Annotated in this window: 13 protein-coding genes; 11 read left to right on the top strand and 2 right to left on the bottom strand. The window is 44.9% G+C overall.

Translation table 11 applies throughout. The features are described from left to right. Window positions 1-47: 47 nt before the first annotated feature. Complete coding sequence (locus GON05_RS19535; RefSeq protein ID WP_185157231.1) at window positions 48-1,247, bottom strand: sensor histidine kinase; 1,200 nt, start codon at window positions 1,245-1,247, stop codon at window positions 48-50. A gap of 273 nt (window positions 1,248-1,520) precedes the next feature. On the opposite strand from GON05_RS19535, the gene GON05_RS19530 reads away from it, so the two are divergent. The 9 genes from GON05_RS19530 to mgrA all read left to right on the top strand — a co-directional run bounded on the left by GON05_RS19530 (window position 1,521) and on the right by mgrA (window position 10,586). Next, entirely contained in the window at window positions 1,521-1,700 is a 180-nt protein-coding gene (locus tag GON05_RS19530) for a hypothetical protein (protein WP_157321118.1), read from the top strand. Between the two features lie 115 nt (window positions 1,701-1,815). Then, window positions 1,816-2,826, top strand: coding sequence for a 2-oxoacid:acceptor oxidoreductase family protein (locus tag GON05_RS19525; RefSeq protein ID WP_127450910.1), 1,011 nt, complete (start codon window positions 1,816-1,818; stop codon window positions 2,824-2,826). Between the two features lie 35 nt (window positions 2,827-2,861). Next, window positions 2,862-5,165: a thiamine pyrophosphate-dependent enzyme gene (locus GON05_RS19520; RefSeq protein ID WP_127450909.1), complete on the top strand. Its 2,304-nt coding sequence runs from the start codon at window positions 2,862-2,864 to the stop codon at window positions 5,163-5,165. A gap of 70 nt (window positions 5,166-5,235) precedes the next feature. Further along, complete coding sequence (locus GON05_RS19515; RefSeq protein ID WP_157321116.1) at window positions 5,236-5,529, top strand: hypothetical protein; 294 nt, start codon at window positions 5,236-5,238, stop codon at window positions 5,527-5,529. Window positions 5,530-5,677: 148 nt separating this feature from the next. Further along, window positions 5,678-6,631 carry a C40 family peptidase gene (locus GON05_RS19510; protein ID WP_157321114.1) on the top strand — a complete coding sequence of 318 codons (954 nt, stop codon included), beginning with the start codon at window positions 5,678-5,680 and terminating at the stop codon, window positions 6,629-6,631. Window positions 6,632-6,739: 108 nt separating this feature from the next. Continuing rightward, a complete protein-coding gene (locus tag GON05_RS19505) occupies window positions 6,740-7,333 on the top strand; it encodes a ribonuclease H-like YkuK family protein (RefSeq protein ID WP_246239259.1) in 594 nt (197 codons plus the stop codon). A 170-nt stretch (window positions 7,334-7,503) separates the two neighbouring features. Further along, entirely contained in the window at window positions 7,504-8,010 is a 507-nt protein-coding gene (locus GON05_RS19500; protein ID WP_157321112.1) for an ADP-heptose synthase, read from the top strand. A 24-nt stretch (window positions 8,011-8,034) separates the two neighbouring features. Then, window positions 8,035-9,075: a phosphotransferase enzyme family protein gene (locus GON05_RS19495; protein WP_157321109.1), complete on the top strand. Its 1,041-nt coding sequence runs from the start codon at window positions 8,035-8,037 to the stop codon at window positions 9,073-9,075. Window positions 9,076-9,596: 521 nt separating this feature from the next. Further along, complete coding sequence (mgrA, locus tag GON05_RS19490) at window positions 9,597-10,586, top strand: L-glyceraldehyde 3-phosphate reductase (protein WP_157321107.1); 990 nt, start codon at window positions 9,597-9,599, stop codon at window positions 10,584-10,586. 3 nt (window positions 10,587-10,589) lie between these two features. Here the strand turns inward: mgrA and xerS are convergent, their stop codons facing one another. Further along, complete coding sequence (gene xerS, locus GON05_RS19485; RefSeq protein WP_157321104.1) at window positions 10,590-11,672, bottom strand: tyrosine recombinase XerS; 1,083 nt, start codon at window positions 11,670-11,672, stop codon at window positions 10,590-10,592. Between the two features lie 196 nt (window positions 11,673-11,868). On the opposite strand from xerS, the gene GON05_RS19480 reads away from it, so the two are divergent. Next, window positions 11,869-12,378, top strand: a complete 510-nt coding sequence (locus GON05_RS19480) for an RNA polymerase sigma factor (protein ID WP_157321102.1) — start codon at window positions 11,869-11,871, stop codon at window positions 12,376-12,378. A gap of 1 nt (window position 12,379) precedes the next feature. After that, window positions 12,380-13,264: an anti-sigma-V factor RsiV gene (gene rsiV, locus GON05_RS19475; protein ID WP_157321099.1), complete on the top strand. Its 885-nt coding sequence runs from the start codon at window positions 12,380-12,382 to the stop codon at window positions 13,262-13,264. Window positions 13,265-13,343: the final 79 nt, after the last annotated feature.

Below are 13,343 nucleotides of genomic sequence, written 5' to 3'. Positions count from 1 at the left end.
CAGAATAACACAGATCATCATCCTTGTTAAATGGAGGGACTTGGTTTCTATTTTTGCTGGAAAAGGATCGAGCATTGTGTCCCCTGGTTTAAAACGCTGCTGAAGGAAATTTTCCCGTTCATCATTTTGATGATGCTCATAACGACGACTAGCCCAAGTCCGGTTCCTTGTTCTTTGGTTGTATAAAACGGCATCCCCAGTGAATCTAATTGTGATTGGCTCATCCCAACCCCTGTATCGGTAATGGAAATTTGAACACCGTCCGGCAGCTTGCAGGTGCGCAGTACAATGTGACCGCCGTCAGGCATGGACTCAATGGCATTTTTGACCAAATTCATTAAGCACTGCCGAAGCTTCTTGGACTCACCCAGGATGAACAGGGGATCATCGGTTTCATGAATAATTTCGATGTTAACCTGATGATCGGTAGCAAGTGGAGTAATGAATCGAAGTGTGGCTTCCAATTCCTCCTTAATATCCAATTGTTCCTGCAACCCGTTGGAAGGCTTGGCATAGTTCAAATAGTCATTGATGATGGTATTCGCCTGGTCTACACCGGATAGCGCTAGCTCAATATATCTCTTCTGATCATGGAGCGGCAGCTCCTTCTGATCTAACAACTGCAGGAACCCCCGAATGGAGGTTAATGGATTGCGAATTTCATGAGAGATCGTAGCAGCCAATTGTCCAATCATACGGTCTTTTTCAATAGCGATAATGCGTTGTCTATGTAATTCATGTTTCTTCATATGGAAAATTAAAAAAGTAATGAGCAGTAGTGAAATAAAAGTAAACAATATGGTGTATAGAACATACATAGAAAAGTAAGATTGTATGTAAGACGCAAGCAGTGCATACAATACTTCGTACACAACCAGTAAGGCCAATGCGTATGTTAATTTGTACTTAAGATTAAGCTGATTAACTTTTTTTCTAATATAATAACTGCCAAGCAAGATAAAAGCACTGCTTAGCAATGCCGGCTGCCAATAGTAATGAAGCACGAAGATACAGCCTATATTAAAACTGATCCAAGTCATTGCAGCAGGAATAAATCCAGCAAATAGAATGACCGTTGTTAGACTTAAAGGGAGAAAGTGAAGCGAATAGATGAAGGGATCAATATCTTCATAATTCCAATAAAAGATAAGTAGAATGATGAGCAGGATACCAAATAACAGATTGCGGTGCTGCTCTTTGTAGATGAATAAAGGTGTGAGAACCTGATGGATTAATGTAGCGCTCATGAGGTAGAAGAGACCATGCAGTTCATGGGAAATGATTGAATGGAGCAAACGATTGCCATCCTTTCCATGTGTACGACATTATCTTAGCTATTTCTACATTATCTCACAGAATTAGACCTTATCAAGAGAAAGGGTCTATTTTGGATGCTAAAGATTTGCTAAAGATTTAATAAAGACTTATGGTGTTTACGCTATTAGCCGCTGTATAATAGGAGTTAACATCAATGCAAGCGTTTACAAATTCATGGGATTTGAAAACGAGGAGAGATGAGGATGCGGGCGTGCTCACAGGTTTGCGGTGTTGTCTTTAATCCGATTGACGAAGATTATTTGAACGTTTGTGACGAGTGTGAGCATGTCGGGAAGCTTGAATCTGAAACAGAGAGTGAGAGGCTAGAAGAAACAAGTTACTATTTGGGAAAATGCGGCCTTATTATCGATTATTTGCTCTAAAAAGGCGTTGTCTAAAAAAAGGTTGATTACCAGCAATTTCTTGTTACAATGTAAGTAGATTTACTATTCATACTATTTATTCTTTATGCTGTTCATTTTTGAAAGGAGACCTTGCATGGTAACTTTACCTAAATTGAACGATCTCGGATTTTTCGAGATAAGACTGGAATCCATCGGCGGTCTCGGCGCTAATCTGGCTGGCAAAATGCTGGCGGAAGCAGGCGTAGTCGGGGTGGGATTGAACGGGGTTAGTTTTTCTTCTTATGGTTCTGAGAAGAAAGGATCAGCAGTGAAAGCGCACATCAGGTTTTGTGACATGGATACGAAAATACGGGATACTTCACCTGTAGAACGACCGCATGTTGTAGGTGTTTTTCACGAATCGCTTTCCAAAACTGTAAACGTTATCAGTGGCATTTATGAAGACAGTACAGTATTAGTAAACTCAACGAAAACGCCTGATGAACTCAAGGAAAAGATGAAGCTAAGAGGCGGCACGATTGCGGTTATTGATGCCATCGGAATTTCGCTGGAGGAGAAAAATCGTGTAAACATGGCAATGCTTGGCGCCTTGTTCCGGTTATGTGATTTCCTTGATCCGGATGTAATGAGAGGTGTTATCCGGAAATCATTGGAGAAGAAGTATCCGCAGGCTGTTGCACCAGCCTTACGCACGTTTGACCGCGGATACAACGAAGTTAAGTTCCAAACGTATGCGCTTCCAGAAGGAGAGACAATGCCTGATTTCGTGCGCTTCGATACCCCTGTACTCGGATACGAAACGCAGACGATCGGCGGAGTAATATCAAATCCTGGAAACAGTATTCTAAAGGATTTAAGCATCTCACGCGCGGGCATGATGCCGCATTTCCATGAAGATAAATGTATTCACTGTGCTTCTTGCGATAATGCATGTCCGGATTTCTGTTTTGTATGGGATGAGCTCCCTGATAAAAAAGGGCGTCCGCAGATGTTTTTGCAGGGCATTGATTATCAATACTGTAAAGGTTGCCTTAAATGTGTACAGGCTTGTCCGACCGAAGCGCTCACTGATGAGCGCGAAGAAGACGGTTATGCCGATATTCACCGTATGCCACATCGCTTCAATCTAGCTATAAACTCTTAGAGAGTATTTATGGGAGAAGGGTGGAACTACTCGTTATGTCCATTGATATTAAGAAGGAATTAGGGCAGGCCAAGGTTGAACAACGCATTGTATATGAATCAGGCAACGAGATGGCGGCGTATGCAGCCCATCAAATTAATTATCACATTATGGGATATTTTCCGATTTCTCCATCGACGGAAGTAGCCCAATTCCTGGATTTGATGAAGTCCAATGGACAACATGATATTGTGCTCATTCCGGCAGACGGAGAGCATGGATCTGCAGGTATATGTTATGGAGCCTCAACTGCTGGCGGCCGCGTATTTAACGCGACAAGCGCCAACGGTTATTTGTATATGTTGGAACAAATGCCGGTTCAGTCCGGCACACGCTTTCCCATGGTGATGAACTTGGTATGTAGATCTGTCTCCGGTCCCTTGAACATCCATGGGGATCATTCGGATCTGTATTATGCCTTAAATACGGGATGGCCGATTGTGATGTGCCGTGATCCGCAAGCGGTTTACGATATGAATATCCTCGCTTTGAAATTGGCTGAAGATCCAGCGGTGCGCTTGCCTGTTCTGGTAGCCTCGGACGGATATTTCACGTCCCATCAGAAACGCAGAGTGCAAACGTTTGCAAATCGGGAAGACGTGCATGCATTTATCGGCGAGAAGCCGCAAGGTTTCCCTGATACGTTAGATCGGAATAACCCGATCACGGTTGGCCCTTATATGAATGAACCGGATTACATTAATAACTGTTACCAGCAATCTATGGCGATGTACAATGCCGAAGAGGTGTATGATCGCATTCGGCAGGAATATGCCGAATTGACGGGCCGTGACTATCCGATTCTTGAGCTGTATCGGATGGAGGACGCGGAAGTCGCGGTGTTCCTGATGAATTCGGCTTCCGAAATCATCAAGGACGTCGTCGACCAGCTCCGCGAAAAGGGCATTAAAGCCGGATCGATCGCACCGAATATGATCCGTCCTTTCCCTGCCAAGCAAATTGCCGAAGCTTTGCAGCATGTGAAGGCGATCACGGTCGGCGATCGCGCGGATTCCTATGGCGGCCATGGCGGCAATATGGTCAACGAAATTAAAGCGGCGCTGTTCACACACGGGAACAGAGATACGCTTGTCATAAGCCGCATATACGGCTTAGGTGGCAAGGACTTTTATGCCGAAGACGGGCATAACCTGTTCCAATTTGCCATTGACGCTGTGCAAAACGGCAAGGTGGAAGTGCCCTTCGATTACTACGGTCACACGCCAGGTGATCCGGCGAAAGCGCCGAAGCGGGTACTGACACCGATGAAATATGAGGATTTGAAGACGGGCCTCATCACTGTTACACCGGATGAGGCTTCCGGCAAGCTGAATGTTCGGATCCCGCCACTGCGTGCTCTAACCAAGAAGCCGAAGCGGATTGCTCCAGGCCATGGCGCATGTCCGGGCTGCGGCATTTTCTCGGGCTTAGAGCTGTTCTTCAAGGGAATCGAAGGCGATATCGTTTCGATCTTCCACACAGGCTGTGCGATGGTTGTTACGACAGGTTATCCATACTCGGCTCATAAAGCGACGTATATTCATAACCTGTTCCAGAACGGCGCTGCAACGCTGTCAGGGGTTGTAGAGATGTTCTGGGAGCGCAAGCGCCGTGGAGAACTCGATCATTTGGGATTAAAGGACGATTTCACCTTCGTCATGATTACAGGCGATGGCGGCATGGATATCGGCATGGGGCCGGCCATTGGCGCTGCACTGCGCAATCATAAAATGATTATCCTCGAGTATGATAACGAGGGTTACATGAATACAGGCGCGCAGCTGTCCTATTCAACGCCGATGGGGCATCGCACATCGACATCGAACGTTGGGAAGCACCAAGGCGGGAAAGTGTTCCACCATAAAGATACGGCGCAAATTATGGCGGCTACGCATATTCCATATGTCTTCACAGGATCAGAAGCGTATCCGCAGGATCTCGTGAAAAAGGCAGCGAAAGCACAATGGTACGCTCAGAATGAAGGCCTTGTGTATGGGAAGATCCTGATTGCTTGCCCGCTCAACTGGCTGTCTGACGACCAGGAGGGATCCAACATTGTAGGCGCTGCGGTAGATTCCTGTTTCTTCCCGCTGTATGAAGTGGAACACGGCATTACGAGCATTACGTATAACCCCGAAGATAAAAACAAGAAAATTCCTTTATCGGATTGGCTTAAGACGATGGGGAAAACGAAACATATGACGAAGCCGGAATATGAAGGCTCGCTCAAATCTTTCGAAGTTGAAGTTGAACGCCGATGGAATCGTTTAAAAGCAAAACACGAGAACGCTTATTTGTAATAGCAATCATATGAACGAGGCACGTTCACCCTGTTGCGGTGAATGTGCCTTTTTAATGGAGGAAGATCAAATGCCGTATGTACTACAAAATAAAAACACAGAGCAGCTCTTCACCTGCATGCTGGTCAATCATTATGGACTTGCTTACTATGGTGTGAAATTTTGGCCGGAGCAGGAGGAGGCGAATGAGCTTTCGCGAGATTTTCTCCTTTCCATAACGGGAATTGTACCGGAAGATTGGCAGGTGATCGAGCTTGAAGAAGGGGAAATGAAACTCTGCAACGTGAAATTGAAAAATGATCCTAACCTCTCGATCTGCTGGCTTCCAACAAGAAAATCCGAGGTTCGAAAGTTGGAAAATTAAACCTTGCCGTCAATAGGTATGCAGCCATGCGACGTTTACATAAAAACGACAAAAATCGCAACCTTTCGCCTATATTCGCTCTTCAGCCCCTGAAACTATAATAAGGGTATGTAAGCAAAATATGACATCATGAAGTGAGGTTGAGGCGATGAAAAAATGGTCGTTGGTTGTGAGCTTGATTGTTTTGGCGCTTACTTTTGTTTTACCGGCAGCGATTTCAGCGGATGTAGGTGCTTCGACGAAAGCACAGATCGTATCGGGGGTAAGTTTTCGAGATCAGCCGAACACGTCAAGCAATGTAATGCGGTTGCTGAAAACGAACGAAATCGTCACGGTAACGGATTATGTGACAACCAATTGGTACAAAGTTAAGGATGCTCAAGGCGTGAGCGGCTATGTATCGACAAACAGCAAGTACATAAAAATTGTCAGCAATGCAGCAATCATTTATGGCGTTAACTTTCGTACGCTTCCTTCATCAGATAGTGGCTCCAAAGTGATTCGCATGCTTAATAAAGGTGAAGAAGTTTTAATTACGGATAAGGTTAATGACAGCTGGTACAAAATTGTGGATGCGAACGGCACAAGCGGCTACGTAAGCACAGGCAGCAAATATATGGTCACTGATTTCTCCGTGATCGTTCCTAATATGCCACTTACGGATGAGATTGAAGCGGTGATTTCAGCAGGCAATGCCTACTTAGGCACACCTTATGAGTTTGGTTCCGTGCGAAATGATCCTACTACGTTTGACTGCTCTGATTTTGTACAAACGATGTTCTGGGATGCGCTTCGCTTCTCGGTTCCAAGTGATTCCGCTGCACAAGGCACTTTCGTGCGATCTTTAGGACCTGTTAGTACGGATTGGACGAAATTAAAGCGTGGAGATTTGATGTTCTTCAGCTCCTATAAAGGAAGCAAACCTTCTGATTATGAAGGTGTCGATCCTTTCAAAGAGCCGATTACCCATGTAGGGCTTTACCTGGGGAATGGATCTATCCTGCATACGTACTCCGTTGAATCCGGTGGTGTTCGTGTCGATACGATCGATGGCAAGCAGTGGGAGAACCGCTTTTTGTATGGTGGAAGTGTTTTACGATAAGTGATGGTTCGATCATTGGAGTTTTGCTATATACTATAGATAGGGGCGGATGCAGCTGGCCAGCATCCGCTTCTTCCTGATTCTAAGGAGAAAGGAAGAACCTTATCTTTGAAACCTTCGAGAGCAAATCACCCACTGGAATTTCGGAACACGACGGAAAGAGGACTGAACTTGGATACGGTTCATGAGAGGATCCTGCATTTCATGCGTCTTGAGCCGGCAGGTACCTACAAGTTCATCATTGGAACGGATTGTCAGGTGCACTCAGGCCACACCAAATTCATCACAGGTGTAGTGATTCAGCGGCTTGGAAAAGGAGCGTGGGCATGCTATCGTCAAGTGATTGTCCATCGGGCTTTGCATTCAATTAAGGAAAAGCTTTCGATGGAAACGGCACTCAGTGAAGAGATCGCGACGTACTTTGACGAGGCTAAACGAGAGGATATGGAAAATATTGTTCTTCCTCATCTGTACCAAGGAGCCTCTTTCGATATGTACATCCATATTGATGCAGGTGATGATGAGAATAAGAACAGGACGGCCAAATACGTCCAAGAGATGGTGCGGCGAGTGGAGTCTGTCGGCATGGTGCCTGTCATTAAACCAGATTGTTATGTGGCATCGGCCTATGCGAACCGGTTCTCTAAGAAACCTTATCTTCCCTTGTATGAAGATCGTGAGGTAAAGGATGGCAGTTTATAAGAGAAGATTGAACCGTTAGTTCTATATGATCACTGTGATCATTTGAGCCGGCGGTTTTTTGTTGTCTCATCTTGATCTCCGGGTTAAAATGTCCAGTGAAAAAAGGGTTTTCAAAGCTTATTAGCGAAATAAATGCTGATACACCCTTAGAGAGAGGAGACGGATAAGTTATGAGCAAAACATTTATCATAGAAGCCGTTATGCTCGCTGTGCATGGTCAGTTAATGCTGCCAGGCCAGCCGGTTACCTATATAATCCCTTATACAAGCATTCAAGAGTTATATGAATTACAGGCTGGCAGCGAGCCGATCATGCTGGAGGAAGAGGATGATGGGTTCGTCAAACAAATGATTGGCGAGCTGATTGCGTTCTTCGAGGAATCATTTAATAAGAAAAAAATTGAAAAAGCACTTGTTGCACCATGGCGTAAAAGCCCGCCGCTGCCGATCAATGAGCACGTCACCTTAATGGTTGTGTTAGCCATCGATACAGAGGCTTATGGCGAGCAGTTTGATCCGATTGAAACGGAGTTAATCCTTAGTTCCATGAAGGAGCAAGCACCCATTTTAACAGATCAATTCGATCTGATCGAGAGGCTGATTCAAGCCGAAATTCCTGTCCAAGCGTTTGATGTAGAAGACTTTGAATTCGCGGTGGAAGGCGACAATCTGGTTTAGTGAAAGGAGCTGGTGAATACAATTATGCGAGTTAAAGATTTTGAGGAGCAATTGGCCTTATTGCCTGCATACTGGTTTCCTGGTCAAGCGTGGACGATCCGTGTAGGTGCGGGCGGCATGAATAATACAACAAGATTTGTTGATGTAGCAGGCACTTCCTATGTCCTGCGGTTGTACGAAACTCATCGCGATATCGATAAAATCATTTTTGAGCATCGCATTCTGCTTGCTTTGAACAAACGAAAAAATCAACTGCCTTACCGAATTCCAGTGCCAATCGAACTTCCGGACGGTGGAACGGTTGTACAGCTGGATGATAGCCAAGGAAAACTCGCGGCGTTATTTACCTTTACGGATGGGATAAATCCCACGTGGGTGAATGCTCAACAATTGCTGCATTATGGAGAGGCTGTTGGTCAGTTATCTGCTGTTTTGGGAACGATAGCTGTCGATTTGAAGCCTGTTTACCCACCTTACTACGAGATTGAAAATATTCATCCCCGCTGCACGCCGGATGCGATTCGCGAATTCTGCCTGTATCCACCGGAACCGTTTTTCGCGCAGCGTGAGGAGCTCCTATATATTTTTGAACGATTTTCCGCGTTATATCAAGCGATTCCCTCCTTGCGTAAATTGCCTCATCAACTTGTGCATGGCGATATTAACGGTTCCAACATGCTGGTGGATGAGGAAGGTCACATTACCTCCGTACTGGACTTTGAATTTATCACGCGCGATCTTCGGGTTATGGAAATTGCGGTCTGCTTGTCCGATTTGATTGATCCTGCGCTGCCGAAAGCGGAGTTGAAGCGAAATTGTGCCGCTTTTTATCAAGGCTATCAACAATTCGCCCAGTTAAAAGAAGCGGAAATTCAGGTGCTGCCGTTATTGATTGAGCTGCGGAGGCTGGATGTCTTTATTCACTTCCTGGGACGATATGCAGATGGTGTTGATCCGCAAGGTGTGCTGATTGATATTATTCAAAATACATATGATAAGACAAAATGGCTGCAGGAGCATAGCATGGAACTTGTACGTTCTATACAAAATAAGCAATTAGACTAGAGGAACTGTACAACCGTAAGCATCATTTCGGGAATACCTTATAGTACCAAAGGAAAAGGTGGTGCTGGTGGTATGCCAAAAGGTGCTTATCTGGGAAATGTACGTGCAATACCAAATTGCGGCCGTTTTTGTACGAATGTCTGTACACGTTTGTTTGTAGTTGGCAGGAATCAATGCATTGCGGACTGTTTACGCTGTGCGGGAATTCGAGGAACTGCGAAGTCGAAAGCGTTGCTCATGAACAAAGAAATCTATAAACCAAAAGGCAAAGGGAAATGCGGCTGTGGTTGCGGTAAATGCAAGTAAGTCCTGAAGCTGTCGAGGCGACTCGGCAGTTTTTTTGTTGCCGGGAACGAGTCTGAGAGAGCCTACTAACCTAAAGGTAAGTAAGACACGTTTTTTTCAGTTCTTTTTTTGTTGCCAGCGTTCGCCTATACTGTACTAAGAAACCAAACTTTGGTGAAACTTTAATAGATACTTACAACGTAAGTTTTCTATGGACATTTTGAAGGAGGAAACACATGGTTTATCAAGCAAGCCCAACACGTTATGCAGAAATGAAATATAATCGTTCCGGAAAATCCGGACTTAAACTGCCAGCGATTTCATTAGGTCTATGGCACAATTTCGGGGGATTGGACATTCACGAGAATGGACGAGCTATGCTGCTTCGTTCTTTTGACTTGGGGATTACACACTTCGATTTGGCTAATAACTACGGTCCGCCTCCAGGCTCGGCTGAAGAAATGTTCGGCAAAGTTTTGAAAAGCGACCTTGGCGCGTACCGGGATGAGATGATCATCTCCACAAAAGCTGGTTACCATATGTGGGAAGGACCATACGGGGAGTGGGGTTCCAAGAAGAATCTAATTTCTTCCCTGGATCAAAGCTTGAAACGCATGGGCCTTGATTATGTGGACATTTTCTACTCACACAGACCTGATCCGAACACGCCTTTCGAAGAAACAATGGGCGCTCTTGATCAAATTGTTCGTCAAGGTAAAGCTTTGTACGTTGGTCTTTCCAACTACACAGCAGAACAAACAAGAGAAGCGGTTACCATTCTGAAAGGGCTTGGCACTCCTCTGCTGATCCACCAACCTTCTTACAGCATGCTGAACCGTTGGATCGAAGGTGGCCTGCAGGATGTGCTTGATGAATTTGGAGTGGGCAGCATCGCGTTCTGTCCACTTGCTCAAGGCTTGCTGACGAATAAATATGTGAGCGGAGTACCAAGTGATTCACGCGCAGGCGGGAAAAGCCAATTCCTGAACACGAAGGACATTACGGAAGAGAAGTTGAATCAAATTATTCAGTTGAACGAGCTGGCTGCTAGCCGTGGCCAAAGCTTGGCTCAAATGTCGCTGGCTTGGGTGCTGCGCGGCGGACGTGTTACTTCAGCGTTGATTGGCGCAAGCCGTGTATCCCAGATCGAAGAAAACGTTGCAGCTTTGAAAAATCTGGAGTTCTCTCCGGAAGAGCTGGAACAAATCGAAAAAATCCTGAAGTAAGCTTCAGGATTCCAATCGTTTATCAATCGCTTCGGACATGGTTCGATCGGTCAGATGCGCATAAATTTGCGTCGTTTCCGGCGAAGCGTGTCCAAGCTGCTCTTGTGTTTTGTATAGATCATTTTGCAAGTAGTAATCTGTGGCGAATGAATGCCGCAGCTTATGAACGGACAAATACGGTTTGCCGAAACGCTTCGCATATTTGATAACGAGCTCTTGTATGGCCCGTTTGGTCATACGAACGCCTTCTTTTTTGCCATTCGCAATGGCAAGGAAGAGGGCTTTTTCTTTTTTAAGCGGCTTATATTGGGTTTGCCGAATAGCTAGATAATCCGTTAATGCCTCAATGGCATCTTGACGGAAGTAGACAGGCGTTTTGAACGTATCATCATTTTTACCTTTGCGGTAGACATGTGTTAACTTCTTCTTCAGATCGATATCATCGACATTCAGATTAAAAACTTCGGATACGCGCAAACCGGAATTCAAAATTAACGTAATGATGCAAAGATCTCTAATTTTGTTGCGTTCATAAGAGTAGATAGCCTGTTTGTTGGAGGCTACATCATGCTCGTACCCATTCTGGACATAGTCGATGAACTGGGCAATTTCCTCTTCCTGCAGCAGTTTCCCTTCCAGCTTGGCGGCACTATCCTTGGGCCTGTGAGATCGCTTGATTTCCACTTTCGCCATGACATTTCGCTTCAGCAGCGGGTAGAAATTCTCGTCTTCGGCAATTTGGCTTAAATAATGGAACAGGGATCGGAGTGCGGAAAGCTTCCGGTTCACCGTCGTTTTGACATTCGCGTGTTCTCTCCGAACAGCAAGAAACATACGGAAATTATCGACGCTGTCCATATGTAATACCTCTAAATCTTCGATAGGCACTTGATTGATTGATGGCGCCGTGCTTAATCCTTCGGCCAGCATCCAGGATAAGAAAATTTCATAATCGCGCACGTACTCCAGCAAAGAGGAGGGTGAGAGATCCGGCAGCTTATAATTAATAAATTTCTCTATATACCAAGGCATGGTGGGGATTCTTTTCTCTAATTCTTGGCGGTCTTTGACTTTAATAATGTTCATAGGCTCTAGTCACCTCTTTAACGTATGCATGTTGTAAGTATAGCAGTGAGGGAGGGAAATTGGTAGAAGAAGGATGGCTCTGAGGTTTCACACCCTATGTTATGATAGCTAGATCCAAACTTTATGACGCACTTATACGTCCTACCTCATAGAAGACACATAATACGCGCGTATTAAAAGGAGCGTTTTTACACTCATGAGCCTACAACCCAATCTGGAGAAATTGTTAATTACCTGTATAACGGAACATAAAGATCACGTTTACCGTTTGGCATACAGTTATGTGAAAAATCAGGAAGATGCGCTTGATATTGTTCAAGAAGCGATCCATAAAGCGTTTGCCTCGGCTGAATCGCTGAAAAACACAACGTCGATGAAGAGTTGGTTTTATCGTATTGTTGTGAACACTTCGCTGGATTTCTTACGGAAGCACAAGAAGATGCAGGTCGTGGACGAAACGATGCTGGAAGCCATGGACTCTGGCAGTGAAGACGTGTATACCAATATGGATCTGGAGATAGCGCTGGATGAACTGCCGACCATGTATCGCAGCGTGATTACCCTTAGATATTTTGAGGATTTGAAAATCGATGAAATTGCCGAAGTGCTGAGTGAAAATATTTCGACAATTAAAACCCGATTATATCAAGCCCTGAGGCTGCTTCGTATTCGTATGACCGATGAAAATCCAGAGGAGGCACTCTAAGATGGATAGGAAATTAGATGAGATGAAACAACAATATATGGATGTCCCGATCCCCAAAGAGCTTGATTTTATCGTAACGAAAGCCATCCAACGTCATACGAAGAAAAAGAGAAGTCTCAAATGGTTGTCAGCTGCTGCAGCTGCGGTGATTATTTTTGTCGCTGGTATCAATACAAGTCCTGCTTTTGCTCATGCATTGTCGGAAGTGCCGCTGGTGGGGAATTTGATCAAGGTGCTCACGTTTAGAGAATATATGTTTAAAGACCAGACTTATGAAGCCAAATTGGAAGTGCCAGTGATTACGGACATGAAAAATAAGGAACTTCAGGAATCGCTGAATCAAAAATATCAGGAAGAAGCGAAAAAGCAGTATCAAGACTTCATGGCGGAAATGGATAGCATGAAAGCAGCTGGCAGCGGAGGGCATTTGGGCGTAAACAGCGGTTATGTCGTGAAGACCGATAACGATCGCATTTTGTCCGTAGGAAGATACGTGGTAAACATGGTAGGATCGTCTTCGACCACGTTTCAATTTGACACGATTGATAAGAAGAAAGAGATTCTCATTACGCTGCCCAGCTTGTTCACGGATGAGCGGTATATCGAGGTGATCAGCGAGAACATTAAGTCACAGATGATGGAACAGATGAAATCGGATCAGGGAAAAGTGTATTGGGTGGAAGGCTCCCCGGCACCGGTACAGATGAGCGAAGTCTTCAAGTCCATTAAAAAAGATCAAAACTTTTATATCAATTCGGACGGTCAACTTGTGATTTCGTTTCAAAAGTATGAGGTTGCGCCAGGTTATATGGGCGTTCCTGAATTCGTCATTCCGACCGGTGTGATATCCGATCTTCTGGTCAGCAAGGACGAATATCTTCGATAATTTAAGCTGCTATGGCTGAGAGGAATAAGATCGGCTCATTTTACTAAAATTAATCGTGTATGGAAAATTCGAGCTGGGG

It is taken from the genome of Paenibacillus anseongensis (genome assembly GCF_009757995.1).
Classification (GTDB): Bacteria; Bacillota; Bacilli; order Paenibacillales; family NBRC-103111; genus Paenibacillus_E; species Paenibacillus_E chondroitinus.
Note: the sequence above shows the minus strand (reverse complement) of the source record. Positions and strands in the feature narration are given on the sequence as shown.

What these genes read in the sequence shown, in the direction of transcription:
- GON05_RS19500 (WP_157321112.1), top strand. Translation starts at nt 7,504, where the DNA reads ATGAGCAAAACATTTATCATAGAAGCCGTTATGCTCGCTGTGCATGGT.
- GON05_RS19535 (WP_185157231.1), bottom strand. Translation starts at nt 1,247, where the DNA reads ATGAGCGCTACATTAATCCATCAGGTTCTCACACCTTTATTCATCTAC.
- mgrA (WP_157321107.1), top strand. Translation starts at nt 9,597, where the DNA reads ATGGTTTATCAAGCAAGCCCAACACGTTATGCAGAAATGAAATATAAT.
- GON05_RS19525 (WP_127450910.1), top strand. Translation starts at nt 1,816, where the DNA reads ATGGTAACTTTACCTAAATTGAACGATCTCGGATTTTTCGAGATAAGA.
- GON05_RS19495 (WP_157321109.1), top strand. Translation starts at nt 8,035, where the DNA reads ATGCGAGTTAAAGATTTTGAGGAGCAATTGGCCTTATTGCCTGCATAC.
- GON05_RS19530 (WP_157321118.1), top strand. Translation starts at nt 1,521, where the DNA reads ATGCGGGCGTGCTCACAGGTTTGCGGTGTTGTCTTTAATCCGATTGAC.
- GON05_RS19520 (WP_127450909.1), top strand. Translation starts at nt 2,862, where the DNA reads ATGTCCATTGATATTAAGAAGGAATTAGGGCAGGCCAAGGTTGAACAA.
- rsiV (WP_157321099.1), top strand. Translation starts at nt 12,380, where the DNA reads ATGGATAGGAAATTAGATGAGATGAAACAACAATATATGGATGTCCCG.
- xerS (WP_157321104.1), bottom strand. Translation starts at nt 11,672, where the DNA reads ATGAACATTATTAAAGTCAAAGACCGCCAAGAATTAGAGAAAAGAATC.
- GON05_RS19515 (WP_157321116.1), top strand. Translation starts at nt 5,236, where the DNA reads ATGCCGTATGTACTACAAAATAAAAACACAGAGCAGCTCTTCACCTGC.
- GON05_RS19480 (WP_157321102.1), top strand. Translation starts at nt 11,869, where the DNA reads ATGAGCCTACAACCCAATCTGGAGAAATTGTTAATTACCTGTATAACG.
- GON05_RS19510 (WP_157321114.1), top strand. Translation starts at nt 5,678, where the DNA reads ATGAAAAAATGGTCGTTGGTTGTGAGCTTGATTGTTTTGGCGCTTACT.